This window comes from Rhodococcus sp. IEGM 1302, assembly GCF_030056935.1.
GTDB classification, from domain to species: domain Bacteria; phylum Actinomycetota; class Actinomycetes; order Mycobacteriales; family Mycobacteriaceae; genus Rhodococcus_F; species Rhodococcus_F qingshengii.
In genome coordinates, this window is record NZ_JASHKY010000001.1 from 149,936 (window position 1) to 173,760 (window position 23,825).

Below are 23,825 nucleotides of genomic sequence, written 5' to 3' on the forward strand. Positions count from 1 at the left end.
AATGTCCAAAAACGATCGCTCCATCGATGATCAACTTGCCGAGCTGGCAGCAGATACCGGTGAGCACCATGTAGCTGTCACGTTCACGCTCAACGAGGTGACGAACACCGTCGTTCTTCCCTCCCGCACTCTGGCTTCGGATGCCATTCGTCACCACCTCCGTAAGACGGGCACGCACGTGGGTTGTGAACACGGCGTGTGTGGTGCGTGCACCGTGCTGCTCGACGGAAAGCCTGTTCGATCCTGCCTCGTCCTCGCGGCCAGCCTCGAAGGTCGATCGATCACCACCGTCGAAGGCCTCGTCGAGCCGGACGGCACTTTGCATCCGGTTCAGCAGGCGTTCAAGGATTGTCACGGTCTGCAGTGCGGATTCTGCACTCCGGGATTCGTGACGACCATCGCGGCATTTCTCGAGGAGAACCCCAACCCCACGCGGGAGGAAGCTACCGACGCGATAGCGGGAAACCTCTGCCGTTGTACGGGGTACCAGAACATCAGGGCGTCGGTTCTGCGCGCAGCCGAGATCAAGCGTGAACGGGCCGGGCAGTTCCCGCTCGGAATCGACGACGCGTCCACTCGGGAGGCGTTGGATCGTAAAGTGCGGGGAACAACGAATCCCGTCGGAGGACGGGCGGGTAAGGCATGAGTACTCCGGTCAAACCAGCAAAGCGCAACGGGGCGAAGCATCCCGCTTCCGATCATTCGACGGCCGATCATTCGGTTGCCGACGACGGCAAGTTCTTCGGCAAACCGATTCCGCGCGAGGAAGATACGCGTCTGCTCAGCGGGCAGGGGCGATACCTCGACGATCTGGGCCACAATGCGCTGATCGCGGCATTCGTCAGGTCGCCGCACGCCCATGCGCGAATCATCGACATCGACATCGATCAGGCGCTGGAAGTGCCTGGCGTACATGCCATCTACACCTACGAAGATCTCCTCGCGGACACGCCGGAAATGGCGGAGAACCTGCCACTGCTCATTCCTCATCCGGGAATCATCGCTCCGCGCAACGGGTATCCCCTCGCGAAGGACGAGGTGAAGCATGTCGGAGAAGCCATCGCCATGGTGGTCGCCGACAACCGGTACATCGCCGAGGACGCTTGCGCGAAGATCGACGTCACCTACGAGGCGCTGAAGCCTGTAGTGGGGATCGACGTCGCTCGCACCGCCGCCAACGCCGTCCACGCCGACGTTCCGGACAACGTCGCCGCTCACCTGCAGCACGGGTTCGGAGATCTGGATGCCGAACTGGCCGCCGCGCCGCACCGACTGACGCTGGATCTCGAAATCGAGCGTTCGGCTTCCATGCCGATGGAGGGCAAGGGCGTCTACGCACGTTGGGACGGTGACGAGAACACCCTCACGTTCTGGACCTCCACCCAGACGTCCACGTCCGCCCGCGCCGCAATCGCCGCGCGATTGGGGATGGCGCTGAACAAGGTTCACTGCATCGCTCCTGACGTCGGCGGCGGATTCGGCGTCAAGATCGTTCACCCGTGGCCCGAAGAAGTCATGATCACGTGGGCCGCTCGACGCCTCGGCCAGGCCGGTATCTCCTGCGAGGTGAAGTGGGTCGAGGATCGCCGTGAGCACTTCATCTCGAGCGCACACGAGCGCGGGCAGATCCAGAAGGTCGACATCGGATTCGACGACGAGGGTCGTCTGTTGGCGTTCGACTTCACGTTCTGGCACGACAACGGTGCCTACCTGCCGTACGGGATCATCGTCATGATCAACACCGCGACGCAGGTTCTCGGGCCGTACAAGCCGAAGTCGTTCCGGGTCAACGCCTATTCGCTGTACACCAACACCGTGATCGTGACCCCGTACCGCGGCGCCGGACGTCCGCAGGCCGTGTTCGCGATGGAGCGATCCATGGACGCCATCGCCAAGTACCTGAACAAGGACAAGATCGCGGTGCGGGAGGCGAACTTCATTCGCCCCGAGGACATGCCGTACGACTTCGGCCTGATGTTCCAGGACGGACGCCCGTTGATCTACGACACGGGCGACTATCAGGCAGGCATCGAAAAGCTCAAGAAGCTCATCGACTGGGACGGATTTCCCGAGTACCAGAGGAAGGCTCGCGCCGAAGGTCGGTCGGTCGGAATCGGTATCGGTGCGTACGTCGAGGGAACCGGACCCGGACCCTACGAGGGTGCGCACGTCGTGGTCGAGACGTCCGGAAAGGTCAAGGCCGCAACAGGCCTGACGACGCAGGGTCAGGGCCACCAGACCGCGTTCGCCCAGATCGTTGCGGACGACCTCGGAGTCAAGGTCTCCGACGTCGAGATCGTCACGGGTGATACCCGCCGGTTCGGTTATGCCGTCGGCACTTTCGCCTCGCGTGGTGCGGTCATGTCAGGTTCGGCCTTCCACGTCGCAGCGCAGATGGTCGCGGAGAAGGCGAAGAAGATCGCGTCCGGAATCCTGGATCTGCCGGAAACCGAACTGGAACTCCGGGAAGGCCACGTGTGCAAGATCGGCACCGAAGCCGGCGTGGAAGGTACGTCCGTACCGCTGAGTGTTGTTGCCGTGCTGTCGAACCCGCTACGATATGCGTTCGACCGTGAGTCGAAGCTGGCCACCGGTTTCGCCAAGACCGACACGGACATGTCGAAGCCGCCGATTCCCGAGGGCGAGCAGCCCGGTCTGGAAGCAACCGGCTACTACTCGCCGCCCAGTTCCACCTTCGCTTCGGGAGTGCACGCGGCGATCGTCGAAACCGATCCCGTGACAGCGGAAATAACGGTGCGTCGTTACGTTGTCATCCACGACTGCGGAAACGTGATCAACCCCCGCATCGTCGAAGGTCAGGTCATGGGCGCCGTTGCGCAAGGTATCGGCGGCGCACTCTACGAGCGGATCGTCTACGACGAGCACGGGCAGATGCTCAACGCGTCGTACATGGACTTCTTGATGCCGTTCGTCACCGAGATGCCGGATTCGCTCGAGATGGATCACACCGTCACGCCGTCAGGGCTCAACCCACTCGGAATGAAGGGTGCCGGTGAGGCGGGTGTGATCCCCACCAGCGCCGTCATCGCGGCTGCCATCGAGGACGCCGAAGGAATCTCGATCACGTCCATGCCCATTTCACCGTCCGAACTGTTCGAACTTCGACTCGCACATGCGGGTTCGTCATCAGAGGAGAATGCATGAGAATCGCCGGCACCGCGCAGCTGACGGCACCTCGCGAAGAGGTCTACGACAAGCTCCAGGACGGTCGTGTACTGGCCGCGACCATTCCCGGTGTGCAGTCGCTCGAGCAGCTCACGGACAATCACTACAAGCTCTCCATCATGGCGGGAGTTGCGTCGATCAAGGGCGTCTACGACGGCGAGGTTGTTCTGTCGCAACAGAATCGGCCCAATTCGTTTGTCATGACGGCTTCGGGGGCGGGTGCTCCCGGCACGGTGAAGGCGGACGTCACGGTCACCTTGACGGAGAACGAGGGTGGCACGCTGCTTTCGTATGACGCCGACGCCGTGGTCGGCGGGATGGTCGGCGGCGTCGGGCAGCGCATGATCACCGGTGTAGCCAAGAAGATGGCCGGGGTGTTCTTCAAGAGCATCGACGGCGTCATTGCCAACGGCATCCCCGAGAAGGTCACTGCCGCCGTGGCGGCGGCGGTACCGGCAGTGGCGGTCGAAGGCGCGCCGGTAGTTTCCGGAGCTGTCGCGGCACCGGCGGTTCTTCCGGCCGCCGCACCGACAGCGGGCAGCACAGATGCTCGCACGGTGATGGTCAGCGCCGTCGTCGGCGCAGCCATTGCTTTGTCAGGTGTTGCTATAGGCGGATTCCTGGCGCGTTCTGGTTGTCGCGAGTAGTTCACTCAGGTGTCAACAGCTGATTCACGATGAGGGAAACGCCCCGAACCGACCAGGTTCGGGGCGTTTTTCACGTCCGCGTAACCCACGGGGGCGCCGGCGAAGATCCGCTCGTGATCGTGCGCCGAACCTTGGTCCCCCGATTCGGCGAATTGTGACAAAGAATCCGCTCTTCCGAACCTGTGGAATAGCTCTACACGTCAGGTACGAGCCACTCACCGGCTAGGCCGCAACCGTCGATCGGTACCAGACGAGACGAGCCAAAGATCTCAGGAGGAAGCGTGGAACCCAGGAAGATTCGGGTCGGTATCGATACCGGCGGAACGTTCACCGACATCGTGGCAGTGGACGACGAAACCGGCGCCATCGTCACCACCAAGACCCCGTCCACCCCGGCGGACCCCGCCGAGGGCTTTCTCGCCGGTATCGAGAAGGTACTCGCCAAGCTCGGTGAGAGTGGCGACTCCATCGGTGCGGTCAGCCACGGCACGACCGTAGCGACGAACAAGCTGCTCGAAGGCAAGGTCGAGAACCTCGGCTTCATCACCACCGAGGGCTACGAGCACGTTCTCGAGATCGCTCGTCAGTCGGTGCCGGACGGTTACGGCAACTCGTACTTCTGGGTCAAGCCCGAACGCATCGTCCCCGCCGATCGTGTACGCACCGTCGGTGGACGCCTTTCCTTCGACGGCAGCGAGATTCGTCCGCTCGACGAAGAGAGCGTTCGCAGCGCAGCGCAGTTCTTCAAGGACCGCGGGATCCGGACCATCGGCGTCTGCCTCATGCACTCGTACGCCGATCCGACGCACGAGGAGCGCGTACGCGACATCCTCTTCGAAGTTTTCCCCGATGCGACGGTGAGCATCTCGAGCCAGGTGCTGCGTGAGTACCGCGAATACGAGCGGTCCATCACCACACTCGTGGACGCCGCGGTCAAGCCGAACATCCGCAACTACGTGAACAACATCGCGAATCGTCTGCGTGAGTTCTCGACCACCGACGGTGAACCCCGCGACATCCCGTTCTACGTCATGAAGTCCAACGGCGGTGTCCTGTCGGCCAAAGAGGTTGTTCACCAGCCTATTACGACAGTCCTGTCGGGACCGGCCGCCGGAGCCCTCGGTGCTGCGCTGATCGCCGACGCCGCCGGCGTCGAGCAGGTGTTGACCTGTGACGGCGGCGGAACGTCGACGGATGTCACCGTCGTGGTTCGCGGCGAGCCCGCGCTGACCACCGAAGGGCGAGTGGGCAACTACCCGTCGAAGATCCCGATGATCGACGTCGTGACCGTCGGCGCCGGTGGTGGGTCGATCGCGTGGATGACGCCGGAACACACCCTCCGAGTCGGCCCTCAGTCGGCCGGCGCCGATCCCGGACCGTTGTGCTACGGCAAGGGCGGCAGCGAACCGACCATCACCGACGCGCACGTCCTGCTCGGTCGCATCCCACCCCACCTGCTCGGTGGCGAGATTCCTCTCGACACGGAATTGGCTCGCAAGGGCCTCGAAGAGCTTGCAACACAGCTCAGTCTGGGCTTCGAGGAGTGCGCGGTCGGCGTCCTCGAGGTCTCGGCGTGGAACCAGGCCAACGCCCTGCGTCAGATCACCGTCAAGCGTGGCCTCGACGTTCGCGACTTCACCCTCGTGACGTTCGGCGGCTCCGGCTCCCTGCTCGCCTGCCGTCTCGTCGACATCCTGGGTCTGAAAGACGTTCTCGTCCCGCTCAATCCGGGTAACGTCTCCGCGTTCGGTCTGCTGACGGTCGATGTCCGCAACGACTACGTCCAGACGCATGTCAGTCGTCACGACCGGTTGAAGGCTGAAGACCTGCAGAGCCAGTTCGACGCGCTGGCCGGCGAAGCCGAGATCGCGCTTGCCGAAGAGGGTTTCGACGAGACGCAGCGCAGGTACTCCCGTACTGCGGATCTGCGCTACCTCGGTCAGGCATTCGAGGTACGCGTCCCGGTGGCGGAAGGTACCGTCACGACGCAGATCATGGACGACGCGGCCGAGGCGTTCCACCAGGCGCACCGCGAGCTGTACGGCTACGACTTCCGGGGAGACCCGTCGCAGCACGTGGAATGGGTCAACCTGCGCGTGAGTGGCATCGGCCCGATCAAGCGTCCGACGCTCAAGGAGATCCCGGCCGGCACCGGCGCCGACACCGCTCGAACCGGTTCGCGTCAATCGTATTTCGACAGCTGGGTCGAAACGGCCACCTACGATCGCACACTGCTCGGTGCGGGTGACGTCATCGAAGGACCGGCCGTGATCGAGGAGTTCAGCTCGACTGTCCCGATCCATCCCGGATTCTCGGCACGTATCGACACCTTCGGGAACATTCGTATCTCGAAGTCTTCCGACTCGAACGGAGTGAAGTGATGACCGCCATTCTCGATGCTGCTGCTGCCACCGCGGCCAAGCCGTACCGACTCACCGCTACCGACGGCACGTCACCTGATCCGATTCTGGTCGAGATCGTCGCCGGTTACCTCGCCAGCGTGGAAATGGAAGTCGAGACCTCCATTTCGCGCACCTCGCGTTCACCGATGATCCGTGACGCTCACGACTTCCGCGCGGGTATTCACGACCGGAACCTCCGCAAGCTCACGGGCCGTTCGTATTCCGCACTAGTTCATCCGATCGCCCGGGACTTCCCGCTCGAGACGATGAAGCCGGGAGACGTGTACTTCCACAACGACGTCTACCTGTCCGAAGGTGGCATCGGCCATCTCCCCGACCTCTGCGTCACGGTGCCTGTCTTCGCCCGCGTCACTCCCGATGCCGAGCCGAAGGTTGTTGCGTTCGTTCAGGCATTCGGTCACCACGACGACATCGGCGGTTGCTGCCCCGGCTCCATGCCGTCCGGCGCGACCACGGTGTACGAAGAGGGACTGATGGTTCCGCCGATCAAACTGTGGGACCAGGGAGTTCCCAACGAGGCGGCGCTGCGCATCATGACGCGTAACTCCCGCATGCCCGACGCTCTCGCAGCCGATCTCGACGCCGAGTGCTCGGCGTGCCTGATGGGTGCGCGTCGACTCACCGAATTGTTCGAGCGCTACGGCGTCGACACCGTCGAGTCGTGCTTCGACGCGATGATGGACGCGACCACCGAGACGTACCGCCGCGAAATCCTCAGCAAGATCCCGGTCGGTGAGTACACGTGGGAGGACTACGCCGAGCACGACGGCGTCGACGAGCCGATGCTCCACATCCAGCGCATCACGCTCACGAAGACGCGGCCGGAGGACGAGGGCGGCGAGCGACTCATCCTGGACTTCAACGGAACCGGACCGCAGGCAAAGGGCCCGATCAACCACTGCGGTGACTACGCGGACGGAAACTTCCTCATCAAGTGGTTGGCCCCGATTCTGCGTAACCTCGCGGACACCCCGGAGCGCATGGCCGAACTGGATGTCAACGAGGGCGTCGTACCGCTGATCGAGATGAAGTTCCCCGAAAAGGGAACACTGATCACCCCGATCTTCCCTGCCCCCACCAACGCGCGCACGTTCGTCATCCTCCGTCTGCTCGGAGTGCTGGCCGGCGTCGTCGCCAAGGCTGTGGACGGCAACATGCCCGCCGATCAGGAGACCATCAGGTACACCGGCGTTTACGGTGAGGACTTCGAGGGTCACTCGTACCTCATGCGTGAGGTGCTCGGCGGCGGTTCCGGCGGACGCTACTACGCCGACGGCGAGGACACGATTCACGTCGTTCCCGATTCACGGAACCTGCCGACCGAATTCACCGAGAGCCGTTTCCCCTTCATCGTCGAAAAGCTCGGTCTGGCCATGGATTCCGGCGGAGCCGGACGCTACCGGGGCGGCCTGGGATACGAGAAGCACATCCGCATGCTCAAGGATGCTCACTTCATGTCCATCGCGGACCGTTCGATCCTCGCCTGCTGGGGAGTCAAGGGCGGCAAGGCCGGTCGGCCGTTCTCCGTCGTCCTGGATCCGGGTGGACCGAACGAGCGTGAGTTCGACGCGCTGACCGATGCCGAGCCGATCAAGGCCGGCGAGGTCGTACGGATTCGCACCACCGGTGGTGGTGGTTGGGGAGATCCACTGGAGCGCCCGACCGAAGAGGTCTTGCGAGACATTCAGTGGCGCAAGGTTTCCGTCGAGGGTGCACGCGACGACTACGGCGTTGTCGTCATGATCGAGGGTGACGAGCCGACCGTCGACGAGGCTGCTACCACGGAGTTGCGGGATCAGTTGCGCTCGGAACGCGGTGAGAACGAGCCCTTCTTCGATCGGGGTCCGGGCTACGCGCAGCTTTCGGGTGGCGCCACCTCAGCGGTCTACGACTACGTCTAGGACGGAAAACTCTCATGGAGAACGGAATTGCTCGCGGCGCCGACATCGCGGTGATCGGCGCCGCGGGTAAGACCGGTGAGGCCGTCGTCGCCGCACTGCCGCCGAGCGTGACAGTTCGGCGACTGGTGCGAAAGGCGCGTGTCGACGGGGACTTCGAGGTAGAACTGGAAACCGGAAGCGGACTGCGCAAGGCGCTCGCCGGGTGCCGAGGCGTGTACTTCATTGCCCCGAACGTCCATCCCGACGAGCCCGCACTGCTTCGCAATGCGCTGACGGCAGCGGCATCGGCGGGAGTGGAGCACTTTGTCTATCACTCCGTCGCGTGGCCGTTCAGCCCGTCCATGCCGCATCACCTGGACAAAGCCAGGTGTGAGGACGAACTGCATCGTTCACCCTTGAAATGGACTGTGCTGCAACCGTGTGCGTACGCGCAGAATTTCGAGGCGGTACTCACGGGCCGATCTGACACCATCGTCCTGCCGTACAGCGCGGAAACGAAGTTCTCGTTCGTGAGTCTGGCGGACGTGGCGGCTGTTGCCGCGGTCGTACTGAGCGAGGGCTCGGGTGAACATCACGGAGCGACGTACGAGGTGGGCGGCCCGCAAGCTCTGAGCGTCATGGAGGTGGCACAGATGGTGGAAAAGCAGACGTCACGGACCGTCGCGATAGATCAGATCAGCGTGGATCAATGGCGCGAACAGATCGGCAGCAGCCTTGACGTCAACGCCAGCTCGCGTCTGGCGGCGATGTTCGAGTTCTACAACCACCACGATTTTCTTGCCGGCAGCGCGGCCGTCGAACTGCTTCTGGGTCGCCGACCGATGGCCGTCGAGAGCCTGATTCGCTGAATCCGGCTACGAAATGCCTCCTGCCGCCCAGACCACCAGTGGGGGCAGGGCGGCCAGGATCAGGCAGACCGTTCCGTTGAGCCACTTGTGCTCCACCGTGACGGCGGCGAACTCGCGCAGAATGGCGCTCGGCAGGTAGTACCGGGCGGTGTGGGAACCGATGACTTCCGCATCCAGATCGAGGCTTCGGGCAAACGTCGCAGTTCGGAGGATGTGGAAGTTGCTGGTGACCAGCACCATTCGAGGCTTCGTGGTGTTGGCACGGAGAAGGTCCCTGGTGTACTCGAGGTTCTCGAGCGTGGTGGTCGAGCGGTCCTCGAGAATCACGCTCTCGCGCGGTATCCCGTGATCGACGAGGTAGACGCACATTGCCTCCGCCTCGCTGACCACCTCGTCCGAACCCTTCCCGCCGCTCACGACCAACAGTGGTGAACGTCCTTCGCGGACCTCGGCGCGAAAGACGTCGGCCGCCTTGTCCAGACGGCTGGCAAGCAGGGGTGTCACGTCGGCGCCCGAAAGCCCGGCGCCGTGAACCACTATCGCGTCCATTCCGGGCTGGTACTTCTGGCGTCCGTAGACGTAGGAGTAGAGCAGAAAGCTCGTGAACAGAAACCCCAGGTACGACGCGACCAGGCTGAACGAACCGAGAACGACTGCGAGCCAATATCTCTGCGTCAGCAGCGCTGATGCGAGCAACACGTAGGGAACGAGCAGGCCGAGTCCGGCGACGAGTGAGAGCAGATTCGCGACGCTGAATCCCTCGCGCCGCAGCATCGTGACTCCGTTGACGATCAGGAATCCTGCAAGCATGAGCACCAGCAACGGCGAGAGCAGAGCGATCGTCGCGATGACGAACGACGGGACCTCGGTTCCCGGCGCACCCGACTGCAACATCCACAGACCGGTGAAGATCAGTCCGAGAAGTAGGTAGACGCCGTTGCTCAGCCTCCGTCGATCCTGCCTGAACCGGTAGCCGCAGAATCCGAGCAGCGCGAGGCCGATGAGGAGAAGGATCACGGAGCCAGCCTAGGCGAGGCGCTTACGACACGGGCGCCACCACCTTCGACTGCTGGATCGCGGACAGGACCCTGGTACGGCACTCGATGAACAGTGGGTCTGCCTTGGTGGTCAGTTGATCTCGAGCTCCGGTCAACGGGACGTCGACGATGTCCTGCATCAATGCCGGAGTTCCGCCGAGGACGACCACTCGATCGGACAGGTACACCGATTCGTCGACGTCGTGGGTGACGAGGAGGACGGTGATGCCAAGATCACGCTGAAGCGTCAGCAGCAGGTCTTCGAGTTCCGCGCGGGTCTGCGCATCGACCGACGCGAAGGGTTCGTCCATGAGGAGTACCTGCGGCCGATAGGCGAGAGCGCGAGCTATCGCCACTCTCTGCTGCATTCCGCCGGACAACTGCCAGGGGTAGGAACGCGCAGCACCGCCTAGACCGACAACGGCAAGTGCATCGCTAACCCTCTCGTTCTGAACCTTCCGCGCCAGACCGTTGCCCCGTAGCGGCAGGCGAACGTTCTCGCCCACTCGAAGCCACGGCATCAGTGTGCGTCCGTAGTCCTGTGACACGAGAGCCAGCGTGGCCGGCGGTGCATCGATCGCGATCCCGGCGATGCGGACCTCACCGGTGGTCGGCTTCTGCAGACCGGCGATGCAACGAATCAGCGTGCTCTTGCCGATGCCGGAATGGCCGACGATGCAGACGATTTCTCCGGGTGCAACGGACAGATCGATGCCGCGGAGCACTTCGCGGCCGGTGGGACCGCCGTAGGTCACCCCGAGGCCGCTCAGTTCGACTGCGGGTTTCGATGCCGCAGATTCTGTGGATGACATCAGTTTCCTTTCACTGCGAGAGCGTCGTGGGTCCGCGGCTGCCATCTGAGCAACCATCGTTCGATCACGCCGTATCCGAGGTTGAGCACGTATCCGATGATTCCCAGCAGGAGAATTCCGGACCACATGTCGGCGATCGCGAAGGTCTGTTGCGCGACGATCACGAAGTGACCGATTCCTGCAGTGGAGACGTACATTTCGCTTCCGACCATGATGACGACACCGATCGCGAGACTGGTGCGGATACCGACTGTTATCTGCGGCATCGCTCCGGGGAGGAGTACCTGCGTCACCAGGAGGGGTGTACGGATCCGGTAGCTGCGCGCCACCAATCGGATACTCGGGTCGATGGAGCGAATGCCGTCGAGGGTGTTGAGGAGTATCGGCCAGACCGCGCCGAAGGCGATGGCGGCAACGTTACCCGTCGAACCGGTTCCGAAAACGATGAAAAGTGCGGGTAATACGGCCAGCGCCGGAATAGCGCGGAAGAACTGGAGAAACGGATCGGCAATGTCGGCAGCCAGCGGGAACAGTGCCAGCAGGAGACCGGCACCGACGCCGACCGCCAGTGCCACGGCGAGACCGAAGGCAAGGTTGGTCAAGCTCGGTACGACGTCGTGGGCGAATCCCGGACCGAACCAGTTGTCCACAAACGCTTTCCAGATACGTGACAGCGGCGGGAAGTAAGGCGACTTGCTCGACTCCGAACCGAAGTACCATACGACGACGATCAAGATCGGCAGCCACAACTCCCACGCGAGGAGTCGAAGTCCTGACATCATCTTCACGTCGTCATCCTCCTCGGGATGTAATGCCAGGCAAGTAAACGATTCTCGATCGCCATCACGGCGAAGGCGAGCAGCATTCCGAGTAGTCCGGCGACGATGATCAGTGCGAACATTCGATCGGGAACGGATTGGCTCAGCAGGATCTCCTTACCGAGTCCCGGCACGCCGGCGATCAATTCTGCACCGATGGTCAGCAGCAAGCTCAGTGTTGCCGAGATGCGAATCCCGGTGAAGATGTAGGGCATCGACGCCGGTGCGACGACGAGAGCGAGCCTGCGCCACAGTGGAAGTCGGAAGGATCGTGCGGTGGCCAGCAGTTCCGGGTCGACGTTGCGCACACCGTGAATCGTCTGGAGCAGAATCGGCCACACACTTACTGCCACGATCAGTGCCACCGCCATCCGTTGCGTCGGGCCCATGATCAGCAGAAAGAGCGGAATGATTGCGAGCGGCGGAACGGTTCGGCAGAAGTCGATGACGAAGCGGGAGGAGACCGTCAGGAACGGGTGCGCGGCGAGCAGCAGCCCTGCCGGGATTCCGATCACCAGGCACAGCGCCAATCCGATCGCCGTGGTGGTCACCGTTTGTCCCAGTGATGTCCACAACGAGGACGTGCCGAGCTCGTTCACAAAGGCCACTGCCACGTCGCTGAACTTCGGAATACCTTTGACGTCCTCGTCGCCGAGCATTCCGAAGATCTGCCAGGCGGCTGCCAACGCGAAGAGCGTCAGCAGCCGACCGAGCAGAACCTGCCTGCGGCGAGTCTGCAGGGTTGTCAAGGCGGACAACTCAGTTGGCCGGGGTCAGCAGGGATTCGGCCTCGACCGAATCCGTCAGTACCCCGTACTTGACCAGCAGTTCGATCTCCGTGCCGAGAGCACCCGGTTCCACTACTGCGACGAACTGAGGATTCTTGCTGTTGGCCAGCATTTCGAGCGGAATCTTGGCTTGTGTCGAGAGTGCAGCCTTGACCGCGCCCGGATTCTGATTGGCGTAGTCAACTGATTTGGCAAGCGCGGTACGGAATTTCGCGAGTGAGTCAGGGTTCGCATTGACAAACGATTCCGAAGCGACCAGCGAGGTCCCCGGTACACCGGGTGCGGCCAAGGGGAAGGGGTGGCCGAGGATCTTCAGCCCCGAGTCGGTTGCTTTACTCAGGAACGGATCGATGAGGAATGCCGCGTCGGCCCCGCCGGTGGAAACCAGGTCGCCGAGGTTGGGCATGGGCGCCTGAATGAACGAGACCTTGTTCGCTGCTCCGCCGGATTTCTCCACCGCGGCAGAGATGACTGCTTCGCTGACGGACTTCAAACCGCTGATCGCGACGGTCTTGCCTTCGAGGTCACGGAAGCCGCTGATGGAACTGTCCTTGGCGACCACGAGACCGGACTGGTCGACGCTGTCATTTGCGGCAAAATTCGTGAGCCCGCCGACAATGGTGACGGGCATGTTCTGGCTCCGTGCCTGAATTGCGGCAGCGGCAGTCGTGGCTGCCATATTTGCATTTCCGCTGAGCAACAACGGAATTTGAGCCGAGGAACTAGCGCCGCCCTCCACGAGTTGGATGTCGAGTCCCTCATCGGTGAAGTACCCCTGCTCCATGCCGAGCCAAATCGGTGCGAAGTCCGCGATCGGCTGAGGTGCGATTCGAATCGTGGTGGTCTGGGTGCCCCCGTCGTCGGAGGCCGTGGCGTCGCTCGAACAGCCTGTCAGTGCCAATGCCGCGGTCGCGACTGCGGCCAGGGCAACAACTCTGAACCGTGGTGTCGACCGAAGGGTAAGTCCAACCGTCATGTCCGAAAACCTCTCGCTGGGAAAGATATGACTTCCTTGCCGGTAATCCGGTGGGAAGGTGAAGACGCTCAAAGAATTCCGTACGCCGGAACGATTGTTGTGACTATAGTAATTTCCTAGGCGAATGCCAAGGGTTTTCCAAGAACACGAGATTTCGGATCGCCGGGTACATCCACGGCACCGGGAGGGGATCGGATGACGAAGGGTTCTGCGTCCGCCGTCGACAAAGCGCTGGATCTACTCGAGGCCATCGCGCGCTCGACCACGCCGATGAAGCTCAGCGAACTGGCAGAAGAAGTCGGGATGCTCCGCCCGACTGCGCACCGAGTGCTCGGAGAACTCGCGAACCGTGGTTGGGTCTTCCGCTACGACGGTCGCTATCTCCCCGGCCCGGCTGCACTGCAGGTTTCCCACGAAGCGGCAGCGCATTCGTTGGCGGCCTTGTGCGATCCGACCATGCGGGTGCTGTCCGAGAGCACGGACATGATGGTGAATCTGCAGGTTCTCGAGAGCGGCGGGACGCGGATCATCGCGGCGCTGCGTCCCGAGCGACTCAAGATGATCACTCGTATGCTCGGGGATCTGCTTCCGCCGCACCGGTTCGCGGGTCCGCTCGCGTTGGTGGCGGCACTCGAGGACAACACCCGGGCGCCCTACCTGGCGATGGTGGAGAAGAGTGGCTATCCACTGGAAGGACCCACCGGCTTTCTCGCCGACATCGCCGAGACGCAGAAAACCGGATTCGCCGTTGTCCACAAACGATCTCAGGACATCATCGGTTCGGTCTCGCGTGCAGTGTCTTCCCGCAAGGGGTCTCCGCTCTGTGCGTTGACGGTGATCGGTTTCGATACCGACTTCGATGCGAAAACGACGCGAATGGTCGAAGAACACCTGCTGCGGGCCACCGATGAAGTGCAGCAACTCCTCACTGACCACACTTCGGGCAAGCGCCCGTCCGACACAGGAGAACAAGGATGATTTCACGGACCGAGGGCTTCATCACCGTCGCAGACGGCGAACGGGTCTGGTACGAGACTGCCGGCGAGGGCCCGGATCTGATTCTCACGCACGGTCTCGGCGGAAATGCGGCCGTCTGGTACCAGCAGGTGCCCTACTTCGCTCAGCACTATCGGGTGATCAGCTGGGATCAGCGAGGATTCGGCCGCTCTACCAACGAGAACGGCAACCACGGCCCGGTGGCGGCAGTCTCTGATCTGATCGAAATCATGGACCTGTTGGCGGTTGATCGAGCGCACGTGGTCGGCCAGTCGATGGGCGGTTGGGCCGCATTGGGGACCGCGATCGCTGTTCCGGACCGGGTGGAGTCGGTAGTCCTGGCCTGCACGACCGGCGGCATTCCCGTCGGATTCGGTCCGGACAGCGCACCTCCCCTCACCGCAGCACCCGTCACCGCGCGGCCCCTGGGGGAGCATCCCGCTGTGGGCGGACGGTTGCCGAGCTTGGACATGGCGAGGGCATACCTGTACCAAGCTCTCGGCACCTTCGGTCATCGCCCACCTGACACCGAGTTCTTCCGAATTCTCAAGGCCCACAACTACTCGCCGAGCGATCTTGCCGCGGTGACGGCGCCGGTTCTCCTGATCGCAGGTGAGCTGGACGATTTGATGACACCCGAGCGGATTCGCAGCGCCGCCGAGTTCCTGCCCCACGCCGAAGTGGTCGAACTTGCCGACCGCGGCCACTCCCCCTATTTCGAGGACCCACACGCGTGGAACGAGTTGGTGGCGCACTTCCTGGCCGATGTTCGTGCGCGCCCAGTGCGCTGAAACGCCAACTCGTCACGCATATTCCAACTCCGAGGAGATCTAATGGATTCATCTCAGACCGTCGAGTTCATCCCACCCGCTTTCGATACGCCGTTCTCCACCGGAGTGCGCGTCGGAGACGTTCTGTATCTGTCGGGTCAGATCGGCATGCTCCCGGACGGGACTTTGGCCGACGGCTTCGAAGCGCAGGCTCGTCAGACCATGGAGAACATCGTGGCTTCGCTGATCGCTTACGGTTCCGGCGTCGAAGCAATCTTCAAATGCACTGTCATGCTTGACGACATGTCTCGTTGGCAGGAGTTCAACAAGGTCTACCTCGAGTATTTCCCGGCGTCGAGACTGCCGGCCCGCAGTGCGTTCGGAACAGACGGACTGGCGCTGGGTGCGCACATGGAGGTCGAATGCATGGCCTACACCCCGCGGTTCTGACTGCTCGCGGGCACTAGCCGTCCCAATCCACACGTTCAGCCAGGCGCAGCAATGTGCGTCGGCGTGTAGTGCTGGTTTCGCCGATGTGCGCGATCCGGCCGTAGATGCGGGCGCGGAAGTCCTCGATACCGTCCCGATTCTGTTCCTGCGCAGAAGTACTGGCGGCATTGTGCAGCAGGGCGCGCAAGCGATCGTAGTCGTCGCGCGGATACGAGGGTTGGTCGTTGATCACCAGCCCGGTGAGGTGTTGGCGTCGATGAGGGCGCATCACCTTGGTCTTTCGTGGATGGATGGCAAACCCTTCGTCCCTGGCGATCTGCTCGACCGTCCAGAGGAGGGTGCCGACGTCGGCTACTTCGATTCCGGAGAACGCGAGGTCGTCGGCGTATCGGGTGTAGGTGAGCCAGTTCGCTTGTGCGAGTCCACTCAAGCGGATGTCGAGTTTGCGTGCGACGAGATTCGCCAGTGCAGGAGAAGTGGGTGCGCCTTGCGGAAGATGCGCGGTGCGTAGCTGTGATGCCTGTGCATACGGTAGGCCGCGCAGGGTATCGGCAGGTGTTGCAACAGTGCACAATCCGGTGAGAACGCCTGCCACTGCGGGTGGATAGCCGAGGGCGGCGAAGACGGCATGAACGCGGCTGCCGCTGATCGAAGGGAAGAACTGCGCGAGGTCCGCGCCGATCACGATTTCCGACTGTGCGTGCGGCGCTGCAAAAGTCAGAGGGCTTCGACCACGGACAAATCCGTGTGCCGCGTCGTGCGGGGGCACCAGGTCGAGGATGCGGCGCAGGATCTTCCGCTGAATTTCGCGCAATCGGGGTTTCGGTACCTCGAGGAGGCGAGCGCCGGCCTTCTTGCTGATCTGCATCGGCCGGTAGTGGCGTAGCGGTCGGGGTTTCGTGCGGAGCCATTCCCCTCGGTCGGCGAACCACTCGAGTTCGGAGATCGTCAGATCCAGTGAACGAGCCAGGTCCACACTGGTGTTGTAGCGGGGAACGTCGAACCGCCACACCGAGGTTTCATTGGTGTCCAGTGAGAGAGGAACAGGCCGCAGGCGAGGTAGTTCGCGAAGCAATCGATACAGAGTCTGCGGTTCGAACGGTGGAGCGGGCATGAGGTCGAGAACGCGCACGGCCAGGAGCGTCGGGGAAACGCCGAAGACGGTTCCGAATGCCTCCTCGAGGCCGCTGAGGGTCCACGGAGCGTCAGCGGCCGCAACGGCCAGACGACGCGCCAACTCGGGATCGAGCTCGAAGTCACGCATGATTCGACTCCGGGATGCGACGGGGCGGGGTGACCAAATCCTTTGTCCGGTGCGGCGGCAAGCACGCGGAGCGTGCCGAACGCCGGTGGACGCAGTATCCAATTCTTCTGGCCGACCCAGGGGTTACCCCTGAGACTGGTCGCGTGGACCAACTCTCACCCACGCGCCGCCGCATTCCTTCACAATGGCAGACCGTTCGGTATCTGTCACGTGTGAAGCGGATCTGTCGGGAGTGGGTCCTCAGATCGACGAACGATCCGAACCGACGAACTCGCTGATCCACGGCACGACTGCTTCGCGGACGGTGACCGCTTTCGGCAGTAGTCCGTTGCTCAGCAGGAGATCGGCCGCGCGCTGCTGCTCGTCCAGGAACTCGTCGGTGACCGGGTTGACACCGAAAGGACGTCCGCGCAGTGCAGCTTCCCAGGCATCGAGGCTCGCGGACCCGCCACGCTTCTCGACGTCGTCGACGAAGACCTGGGCGGCTTCGCGGGGGTTGGCTTCGATCCAGGCGTCGGATTCCTGCAGGGCCTCGATGATCGCCTGGAGGGCCTCCGGGTTGGTATCCGCGAAATCGCGCCGGGTGAACCACAGGGAGGGGTGGCTGAAGAGTCCGTCGGTGGCGATCAGCGTGCGCAGTTCGTGGTTCGCTTCGATGTCCGTCAGCCCCGGGTACGCGCCAACCCAGGCATCGATGGTGCCGTCGACGAGGTCCGCTCCACCACCGCGTACGTCGGTGTCGACAGGGACGATGTCGGACCAGGTCAGCCCCGCCTGATCCAAGGCGAACAACAAAAGTGTGGTCTGCCACGATCCGTGTGCGATGCCGACGCGCTTGCCACGCAGGTCCTCAACCGTGTTGATCTCGGACTCTGCCTTGACTACCAGGCGCCCGTTCTCCACGCGTGGGCCGGAGATTCCGATGTAGACGAGATCGCGGCCCTGAGCCAATCCGGTGACGGGCGGCGTGAATCCGGTTCCGATCACGTCGTATCCGCCCTCCTCGAACAGCCAGTCCGAGTGCAGGGTCGGCAAGGCGTTTTCCGGGTTCACTGCAGGCTTGGCGGGAAGCTCACGCAGGTCCACCCACTCGACGTCCGGGAGACGACGTTCGAGGATTCCGGTGTGACGCAGAACGAACAGCGAATTGTTGTGTGGGAAGTATCCGACGCGAACGGTCATGAGATCTACGGTTTCCTGTTCTGAATCAGTGATGGGGGTGGCTAGATGAGGCCGCGTCGACGCGCCTCGTCGGCGAGTCCGCTACGGCCCCACTGCACGGCGAGGTTGGACGGATCGAATTCGACCGAACCGCCGAGGGATTCGGCGATCGCCTGGAACTGCGCGCCCTCCTCGAGGAGGACGACGAACTTCGCGAGGTCGAGCAACCCGCTGCGGCCGATGATGTTGACCCCGCCGTTGGCTTCGAAGATCGCCACCAGATCGGGATCGTGTTCGAGACGCTCGAGAATGAAATCGCCTGCAGAACGGGACCGATCGATGTGCGGCGGAATCTCTCGGGAGAGCGTCAGCCTCTGCGAAGCCGCATAGCGGATGGGTAGCGTCCGATGTGTCTGTGCCCAACCGCCGAGCCACGGTGTGTGGATGTGGACAACGCTGGTGATTTCCGGATGCTGACGGAAGACCGACGCGTAGCCGGTGACAAATCCGGCCGATCCGTTGCCGGACAGCACCTCTCCATCGAAGGTGGCGACAACCGGTGACACCGACGGATCGTTCGCCCACGGTCCCGGATCGTTCAGGGCGACCGCGATTTCGGTGCCAGGTACTCGTTCGACGAAGTTGACGGTCCCGTTGGCTGCAACGGTTCCGGTCTTGCGGAAGACGTCGAATGCCTTGGCTGCTGCTTTGCGAGCTTCTTCGACGAATGCTGCGGTTTCGGTGTCGAGTCGAGTTTCGGTGGTGGTCATCGAGTCTCCAGTCCAGAAGGTGTGATCGGGGTGCGCTGCAGGAGGGGAAGAACTTCTTCGCCGACGCGGTATGCCTCTTCGAGATGCGGGTTACCGGCGAGGATGAAGGCGTCGACGCCCAGTTCGCGCAGCTCGTCGAGTCTTTCGGCGACCTGCTCGTAACTGCCGACCAGCCCGAACGCCGGTCCGCCGCGGATGAGGCTGAAGCCGCACCACACGTTGGGTTGCACTTCCAGATCTCGGTAGCCGGTGATGTGTTCGGGTACCCAGCCTTTGATGCGGGCGGCGCCCACCGAATCGCCCTGGGCTGCACGGTCGGCGGCCCCCTTGTCGACGAAGGCCCAGCCTTTCTCGATCTCGGCCCACGCGGCTTCCTCGGTGTGCCGGGCAACGACGTCGATGCGTACGGCGAACTTCGGGGTGCGTCCCAGCTTGGCCGAGTTCTCCCGCACGCCGTCGATCTTGGCTCTCAGATCGGCGTACGGTTCCAGCCAGGAAAGGTAGTAATCGGAGTGCAGTCCGGCGGCGGCGACGGCTGCGGCCGAAGATCCGGAGAAGTACACCTCGGGAAACGGTTGGCCGGCAAGTCCGGGTGGCAGTGCAGCGCCGTGGGTTTGGAAGAAGCGACCGTCGAAGTCGAAAGGTTCACCGGCCCACACACCTTTGAGGACATCGAGGAACTCGGACGTCCTGGTGTAGCGATCGTCGTGGTCGACTTTGTCGCCCCACCACAGCTGAGGCGCTCCACCTCCACCACTGATGATGTTGTAAACCAGACGTCCGCCGGTTGCTCGCTGCAGACTGGCCGACATCCGCGCTGCCTGTACCGGGTGAAGGAACCCCGGTTGGAACGCGACCATGAAACGGTATGTGGTGGTCTCGGCGGCCAACGCTGCTGCGGTCGCCCACGGATCCTCGGTCATCGGGAAAGACGGCAGAAGTCCACCGAGGAACCCTGCGGACTCGGAAGCCTTTGCCACCGCTGCCATGTGGTCGATGTAGCTGTATCCGTCCAACTCGCCGCCCCGGATCGCGGGAGCAATGTTGCCCGGCCCGTATCCACCGGCATCGCCGCGGTTGTAGCGACGCGGAGTACGCAGCGACGCGTGGTCGCCTTCCATCCCGATCCGCCAATAGAAATCGATGCTCATGCGGTGGCCTTCTCTTCGGTGGTGGCCTTCTCTTCCTTGCGAATCCGACCCTCGGGATCGACCAGGTGCAGGAGATGCTCGCCCGCCCGGTGCAGCTCTTCGATGTGTGGCCGACCTGACAGGACGAAACCGTCCACGCCGATATCGCGATACGACGACAATCGCTGCGCCACCTCCTCGTAGCTTCCGACGAGGCCGATACTGTGCTCGTAGCCGATGCGGTCGAATCCGGACCACAGGATGCCGCCCCGATCGATCTCGAGTGCAGCGGAATCGGCTTCTCTCAGTTGCCGTTCGACGCGAGCCCAGGCTTCGTCCGCTGTTTCCCTCGCGATGATCGGGATGCGCAGGACCTTCTCGACGGTCCTGCCGAGTTCGGATGCTCGGTCGTCGAGGGTGGTGATCCGTGTCGACAACTCGTCGCCGGCAAGGGTGAACTGATGGACATCGGCATGGTGGGCCGAGAGTTCCAGAGCTTCCGGTGAGTCTCCGGTCAGATGTACTCGGGGAAAACGGAGTCCCGACAAGATGCCTCGGAATCCGCCGCCGAGTACGTCGTAGTATTCGCCGTCGAAGTCGTAACCCGTGCCGCCGAATCCGCCAGGGAGAATTTGCTCCTCGTTCCATACGCCACGGGCGACGGTCAGGAACTCCGCGGCGCGCGCGTAGCGGTCGGCTCCTCGAACCACGTCGCCGCGAGCAGCGGCGTCTTCGGGGTCCGTCTCTACCTTCACTCGCCATTCGAGACGACCTGCTGACAGGCGCTGAAGTGTCGCCGACATTTTGGCGGCGTATACGGGGGTGCCGAAAGTGGGGTGAAACTCCACGACCACTCGCGAATGACGCGTCTGACGTAGGGCGGCGGCAGCAACGATCCAGGATTCTTCGCCATTCGGATCGTACGGTGCGACAACGCCGTCGACGCCCGACAGTTCGGCGGCGAGAACGATCTGTGCCAATTCGTCGAAGGGCCCGAAGTTTCCGGGACGAACATCGGTCGCGACGGTAGTCGGTCGCTGCGGCCCGAAGCCGCCGCGACTGTTCAGTGCGGCCACCGCCCGGCGTCCGTCACCGCGAGACGGTAGCTCCCAGTAGACGTCCGTCATTCTGCTGTGCCCTTCTGCGCAACGAGGTTGCGTGCCTGTTCCAGTGGTTCGTGCGCCACCCAGGACTGCAGGTCGAAGTCGGCGGCAAGGAAGCCGTGCGCATACAGGAATTGTTTCTGCACGCCGAGCAGGTCCACACGCTCGTCAGACAGGCTCAAATGCAGTCCGGTGTGGAAGTTCTCGCCGTACGCTGCCACCACACCTTCGGGCCCCGACTGTGTTTCGGTCTGCAGAACGGCTCGGACCTCGTCGATGTTGGCTGCGGCCCAGTCCGCCGCTCTCAGGCTCTCGGCGAGGAAACCCACGACGATGTCCGGGCGTTGTTCGAGTAGGTCGGCATGAACTGTGATCGGTCGTGGGGTGCCGTTGTTGACGCGATCACGTAGCGATGCAGTGGAATCGAGATCGACGGCAACGGCGAGGCCATGTTCGCGGGCAACTTCCTGGGCGCGGGCACCCTTGACGTAGATGGCGTCGACGTCGCCGCGTAGCAGGGATTCGACGCCCCACGTCGTGTTGCGGGTGGACGAGGCGGTGCGGACCTCGGGGGCCGCCGTCGTCGCAACCTCGACGAGGGTGACGTCGGCAAAACTCAACTCGCCGAGTCGAAGTGCGGAGGCGAAGCCGTGCAGGGCCATGGCACGGGGGAAGCTCCTGGCCTGATCTGCCGCCCAGGCCGGGATGCCGATCCGAGCGCCTGCCAGAAGACCGGCTTCTCGGATGTCGGAGTCTCCGCGCACCAGGATTGCCTGGGCCTCGTCGATCCAGGTGAGCCCGATGAGCCTCGTCGGAGAACCACTGGCACGCGCGGCCAGTGCGGGGACGTTGCCGCCTTCGCGAATGAGTCCGGAGAGGTGGTGATCAAAATGGCGCACTGCCAATTCCGGTCCGGCATCTTGCAGTACGCCGAAACGCACTCCGGATTCGTTTGCCGTCCGGTCGAGCCAACCGAGACTGTTGGCGAGGCCGCTGGCGGTGGGAACGGGGCAGCGGGTGTACCAGAGTGTGTCGATTGCGGAATCAGCGATCAATGTCATGACTGTCCTGTCCGTCGGGGAAGGTGCGACCGACGCCGAGTTCCTTCAGGAAACTCGCTCGGTAGCGCAGAGATTCGGGATCGTTCCGATCGCGGGGGCGTGGCAGGTCGATGTCGACATCCACGGCAAACCCGCCCTTGTCGAGGATGAGCACACGGTCGGCAAGTCGTACGGCTTCGTCGACGTCGTGCGTGACGAGCAGTACTGCCGGACGGTGGCGGGCGACCAGATCGCCTACCAGGTCTTGCATTTGGAGCCTGGTCAAAGCGTCGAGGGCTGCGAACGGTTCGTCGAGCAGCAATAGTTCAGGTTCGCGAACCAGAGCACGAGCCAATGCGACGCGTTGGGCCTCGCCGCCGGAGAGGGTGGCCGGCCAGGCGCGGTGCTTGTCCGCGAGGTTGACCTCGGCGAGTGCGTTGCGTGCATTGTCGGTGACCTGACGTGACCGTTTCTGTCCGACTGTGACATTGGCCAGAACTCGCTTCGACGGGATCAATCGCGGTTCCTGGTAGACAACCGTGCGGTCGCGCGGAACCAGCACCTCGCCGCTGTCCGGTGCTTCCAAACCGGAGAGCACTCGCAACAGGGTCGTCTTGCCGGTACCGCTGGGGCCGAGGAGAACGACGAACTCGCCGCGCGTGATCTCGAGGTCGATACCGCCCAGAACAGTCTTGTCACCGAACGACTTACGCACTCCGGTGAGCGAGACCGCTACCGGTGATCCGGCACGTCGCTCGGCCGCAGTGGTGCCGGTCCGCTCACGGGCCGCCAACGGCGGCAGAGGTGCTTCGGTGGATGGCAGCGAGCCGATGGTTGTATTCGTCATCGCGCCACCGACAATCTCCGCCACGGCATGGAGTACCGCTCGATCAGTCTGACGATTGCGTCGAAGATGAGTCCCAGTGCCGCGTACATGACGATGCACAGAACCATGTAGTCGGTGCGGTTGTATTCCTGCGCCAGGGTGACCAGATATCCGATGCCCTCACGTGTGCCGACCTGCTCGGCGGCGATCAATCCGGTGATGCTGAGCGACAGGCAGATTCGAAGCCCCATCAGAACACCGGGGAGGGCGGTCGGAAGAATCGCTCCGAACACCAGTCGCCAACCCGTCAAGCCGAAACCTTGTGCCGCTTCCACCATCTTGCGATCGACTCCGCGCACTCCCAGGTAGGTGTACGCGTACATGGGGGCGACGGTCGCGACGGCGATCAGGACTACCTTGAAGGTTTCGTCGATACCGAACCAGGCGATGAACAACGGAACGAGCGCGAGGAACGGAACCGCGCGGTTGATCTGCATGGTCGAGTCGATCAGTTCTTCGCCGAGCGAGGAGAGACCGGACAGAACCCCGAGCACCAATCCGACGATCACACCGACCGAAACACCGAGTGCGGCACGTTGAAGCGACGCGAGACCGAAGTCGACCAACTGACCCGACTGGTACAGCTCGGCGAATGCCGTCCACACCGCCGGAGGTCCGGCCAGGATCTCTTCGCGGATCAGTCCGGTAGCGGATCCGATCCACCATCCGGCAACCAGCAGCGCGGGCACGAGGAAGCGGAGTGGGATCGAGACCCACTTGGGCCTGCTGCGATTGCGGCGGTAGCGGGGCGTTTCGAGTTGCGGATGCTCCACTGACGGCGACGCAGTTCGTGCGGGCCGGGTCAGCGTCACCATCGGG

The 23,825-nt window shown here is 63.0% G+C and carries 22 protein-coding genes; 9 read left to right on the forward strand and 13 right to left on the reverse strand.

Annotated features, from left to right (window positions below; translation table 11 throughout):
* Nucleotide 1: 1 nt before the first annotated feature.
* From QM609_RS00680 to QM609_RS00705, 6 genes are all read left to right on the forward strand, one after another.
* Complete coding sequence (locus QM609_RS00680; protein WP_003946048.1) at nt 2-646, forward strand: (2Fe-2S)-binding protein; 645 nt, start codon at nt 2-4, stop codon at nt 644-646.
* Nucleotides 643-3,165: an aerobic carbon-monoxide dehydrogenase large subunit gene (cutA, locus tag QM609_RS00685; RefSeq protein ID WP_030537954.1), complete on the forward strand. Its 2,523-nt coding sequence runs from the start codon at nt 643-645 to the stop codon at nt 3,163-3,165. The genes QM609_RS00680 and cutA overlap by 4 nt, the downstream gene beginning before the upstream one ends.
* Nucleotides 3,162-3,833 (forward strand): SRPBCC family protein, encoded by a 672-nt coding sequence (locus tag QM609_RS00690; protein ID WP_050656897.1) that lies wholly within the window; start codon nt 3,162-3,164, stop codon nt 3,831-3,833. The genes cutA and QM609_RS00690 overlap by 4 nt, the downstream gene beginning before the upstream one ends.
* Nucleotides 3,834-4,114: 281 nt before the next feature.
* The gene (locus QM609_RS00695; RefSeq protein ID WP_050656898.1) at nt 4,115-6,214 is read left to right on the forward strand and encodes a hydantoinase/oxoprolinase family protein; all 2,100 of its coding nucleotides are present in this window, start codon (nt 4,115-4,117) and stop codon (nt 6,212-6,214) included.
* Nucleotides 6,214-8,157 carry a hydantoinase B/oxoprolinase family protein gene (locus QM609_RS00700; RefSeq protein ID WP_050656899.1) on the forward strand — a complete coding sequence of 648 codons (1,944 nt, stop codon included), beginning with the start codon at nt 6,214-6,216 and terminating at the stop codon, nt 8,155-8,157. Before QM609_RS00695 ends, QM609_RS00700 begins: the two co-directional genes overlap by 1 nt.
* Before the next feature lie 14 nt (nt 8,158-8,171).
* Nucleotides 8,172-9,005 carry an NmrA family NAD(P)-binding protein gene (locus QM609_RS00705; protein WP_003945973.1) on the forward strand — a complete coding sequence of 278 codons (834 nt, stop codon included), beginning with the start codon at nt 8,172-8,174 and terminating at the stop codon, nt 9,003-9,005.
* 6 nt (nt 9,006-9,011) lie between these two features.
* On the opposite strand, the gene QM609_RS00710 is transcribed toward QM609_RS00705, so the two are convergent.
* Genes QM609_RS00710 through QM609_RS00730 form a run of 5 tightly spaced genes read right to left on the reverse strand, consistent with a single transcriptional unit; the run spans nt 9,012 to nt 13,436 of the window.
* Nucleotides 9,012-10,022, reverse strand: a complete 1,011-nt coding sequence (locus QM609_RS00710; protein WP_050656900.1) for a YdcF family protein — start codon at nt 10,020-10,022, stop codon at nt 9,012-9,014.
* A 22-nt stretch (nt 10,023-10,044) separates the two neighbouring features.
* The gene (locus tag QM609_RS00715) at nt 10,045-10,854 is read right to left on the reverse strand and encodes an ABC transporter ATP-binding protein (RefSeq protein ID WP_030537951.1); all 810 of its coding nucleotides are present in this window, start codon (nt 10,852-10,854) and stop codon (nt 10,045-10,047) included.
* Nucleotides 10,854-11,636 carry an ABC transporter permease gene (locus tag QM609_RS00720; protein ID WP_202426591.1) on the reverse strand — a complete coding sequence of 261 codons (783 nt, stop codon included), beginning with the start codon at nt 11,634-11,636 and terminating at the stop codon, nt 10,854-10,856. Before QM609_RS00720 ends, QM609_RS00715 begins: the two co-directional genes overlap by 1 nt.
* Nucleotides 11,637-11,638: 2 nt before the next feature.
* Nucleotides 11,639-12,421, reverse strand: coding sequence for an ABC transporter permease (locus QM609_RS00725; RefSeq protein ID WP_007735497.1), 783 nt, complete (start codon nt 12,419-12,421; stop codon nt 11,639-11,641).
* 10 nt (nt 12,422-12,431) lie between these two features.
* Nucleotides 12,432-13,436: an ABC transporter substrate-binding protein gene (locus tag QM609_RS00730; RefSeq protein WP_050656902.1), complete on the reverse strand. Its 1,005-nt coding sequence runs from the start codon at nt 13,434-13,436 to the stop codon at nt 12,432-12,434.
* Nucleotides 13,437-13,631: 195 nt separating this feature from the next.
* Between QM609_RS00730 and QM609_RS00735 the strand changes: the two genes are divergently transcribed.
* From QM609_RS00735 to QM609_RS00745, 3 genes are read left to right on the forward strand one after another with little or no spacing between them, the layout of a single operon-like run.
* Nucleotides 13,632-14,414, forward strand: coding sequence for an IclR family transcriptional regulator (locus QM609_RS00735; RefSeq protein ID WP_003946023.1), 783 nt, complete (start codon nt 13,632-13,634; stop codon nt 14,412-14,414).
* Complete coding sequence (locus QM609_RS00740; protein ID WP_050656903.1) at nt 14,411-15,223, forward strand: alpha/beta fold hydrolase; 813 nt, start codon at nt 14,411-14,413, stop codon at nt 15,221-15,223. The genes QM609_RS00735 and QM609_RS00740 overlap by 4 nt, the downstream gene beginning before the upstream one ends.
* Nucleotides 15,224-15,265: 42 nt before the next feature.
* Nucleotides 15,266-15,652 (forward strand): RidA family protein, encoded by a 387-nt coding sequence (locus QM609_RS00745; protein WP_050656904.1) that lies wholly within the window; start codon nt 15,266-15,268, stop codon nt 15,650-15,652.
* Nucleotides 15,653-15,665: 13 nt separating this feature from the next.
* Here the strand turns inward: QM609_RS00745 and QM609_RS00750 are convergent, their stop codons facing one another.
* The 8 genes from QM609_RS00750 to QM609_RS00785 all read right to left on the reverse strand — a co-directional run bounded on the left by QM609_RS00750 (nt 15,666) and on the right by QM609_RS00785 (nt 23,821).
* Nucleotides 15,666-16,916, reverse strand: coding sequence for a reverse transcriptase family protein (locus QM609_RS00750; RefSeq protein ID WP_082239233.1), 1,251 nt, complete (start codon nt 16,914-16,916; stop codon nt 15,666-15,668).
* Nucleotides 16,917-17,156: 240 nt separating this feature from the next.
* Entirely contained in the window at nt 17,157-18,098 is a 942-nt protein-coding gene (locus QM609_RS00755; protein WP_003946000.1) for an ABC transporter substrate-binding protein, read from the reverse strand.
* 41 nt (nt 18,099-18,139) lie between these two features.
* A complete protein-coding gene (locus QM609_RS00760; protein WP_050656905.1) occupies nt 18,140-18,847 on the reverse strand; it encodes a class II aldolase/adducin family protein in 708 nt (235 codons plus the stop codon).
* Nucleotides 18,844-19,998, reverse strand: a complete 1,155-nt coding sequence (locus QM609_RS00765; RefSeq protein ID WP_050656906.1) for an LLM class flavin-dependent oxidoreductase — start codon at nt 19,996-19,998, stop codon at nt 18,844-18,846. The genes QM609_RS00760 and QM609_RS00765 overlap by 4 nt, the downstream gene beginning before the upstream one ends.
* Nucleotides 19,995-21,104 (reverse strand): LLM class flavin-dependent oxidoreductase, encoded by a 1,110-nt coding sequence (locus tag QM609_RS00770; protein ID WP_050656907.1) that lies wholly within the window; start codon nt 21,102-21,104, stop codon nt 19,995-19,997. Before QM609_RS00770 ends, QM609_RS00765 begins: the two co-directional genes overlap by 4 nt.
* Complete coding sequence (locus QM609_RS00775; RefSeq protein WP_007735503.1) at nt 21,101-22,141, reverse strand: ABC transporter substrate-binding protein; 1,041 nt, start codon at nt 22,139-22,141, stop codon at nt 21,101-21,103. The genes QM609_RS00770 and QM609_RS00775 overlap by 4 nt, the downstream gene beginning before the upstream one ends.
* The gene (locus QM609_RS00780; protein ID WP_007735504.1) at nt 22,125-22,967 is read right to left on the reverse strand and encodes an ABC transporter ATP-binding protein; all 843 of its coding nucleotides are present in this window, start codon (nt 22,965-22,967) and stop codon (nt 22,125-22,127) included. The genes QM609_RS00775 and QM609_RS00780 overlap by 17 nt, the downstream gene beginning before the upstream one ends.
* Entirely contained in the window at nt 22,964-23,821 is an 858-nt protein-coding gene (locus QM609_RS00785; RefSeq protein WP_003946011.1) for an ABC transporter permease, read from the reverse strand. The genes QM609_RS00780 and QM609_RS00785 overlap by 4 nt, the downstream gene beginning before the upstream one ends.
* Nucleotides 23,822-23,825: the final 4 nt, after the last annotated feature.